Annotated in this window: 3 tRNA genes and 1 rRNA gene; all 4 read right to left on the reverse strand. The window is 45.1% G+C overall.

From position 1 onward, the window contains the following. Window positions 1-217 precede the first annotated feature (217 nt). The 4 genes from DXB73_RS14330 to rrf all read right to left on the reverse strand — a co-directional run bounded on the left by DXB73_RS14330 (window position 218) and on the right by rrf (window position 740). Window positions 218-290, reverse strand: a tRNA-Ala gene (locus tag DXB73_RS14330). A gap of 41 nt (window positions 291-331) precedes the next feature. Beyond that, window positions 332-405: transfer RNA gene (locus tag DXB73_RS14335), tRNA-Ile, on the reverse strand. 139 nt (window positions 406-544) lie between these two features. Further along, window positions 545-617, reverse strand: a tRNA-Ala gene (locus tag DXB73_RS14340). Between the two features lie 5 nt (window positions 618-622). Beyond that, window positions 623-740: ribosomal RNA gene (gene rrf / locus DXB73_RS14345) — 5S ribosomal RNA — on the reverse strand. Window positions 741-949: the final 209 nt, after the last annotated feature.

Below are 949 nucleotides of genomic sequence, written 5' to 3' on the forward strand. Positions count from 1 at the left end.
CATATCTCTATGATTTATTCTTCTATATGCAGTTTTCAAGGTACTATATGCTGGACAACTTCTAAACTCGACTTCGTCTCGTTAAGTAATTGTATGCCAGCACTTATAAGTTGCTTCGCAACTTATGCTTTACACCACGCTGTGAAGATCAAACTTAAATGACCGCTTCACAACTTGTGCTTTTGGCTACATCATGATTACTCACTTTATAACCAAATGGAGACGGAGAGATTCGAACTCTTGACCCCCTGCTTGCAAGGCAGGTGCTCTCCCAACTGAGCTACGCCCCCATCTTAATTAAATATTAACTAAGAGGAAATATTTAATTGTATGGGCTTAAGTGGACTCGAACCACCGACCTCACGCTTATCAGGCGTGCGCTCTAACCAGCTGAGCTATAAGCCCTTATTAATTGGCGGCCACCTACTCTCCCATGCCGTCTCCAGCATATGACAAATCATATCTCTATGATTTATTCTTCTATATGCAGTTTTCAATGTTCGTAAGTTGCTTCGCAACTTATCGTGAAACTATTGTTTCACAATGGAGACGGAGAGATTCGAACTCTTGACCCCCTGCTTGCAAGGCAGGTGCTCTCCCAACTGAGCTACGCCCCCTTATTAATTGGCGGCCACCTACTCTCCCATGCCGTCTCCAGCATAGTACCATCGGCCGCTTAGGTCTTAACCATCGTGTTCGGGATGGGAACGGGTGTTACCCCTAAGCGCATCGCCACCAAATGTTTTGGTATGTCCCTCGTGCCAGTCTTCCCTCTTCATACTCCGCTTCGCTTCGTACTCATGGAGGCAATCCCTCATATACATCTGCTTGTTTGTCTCATCACAAAAGTAAACTTTCATCTGAGCCAAACCTGCATCTGTGCACTCGGTCCTTGATAACCAAACAGTAAAACAACCCTTACTCTCTCTCTTAGAAAGGAGGTGATCCA

This window comes from Clostridium sp. OM05-6BH, assembly GCF_003481635.1.
GTDB lineage: Bacteria > Bacillota > Clostridia > Lachnospirales > Lachnospiraceae > Butyribacter.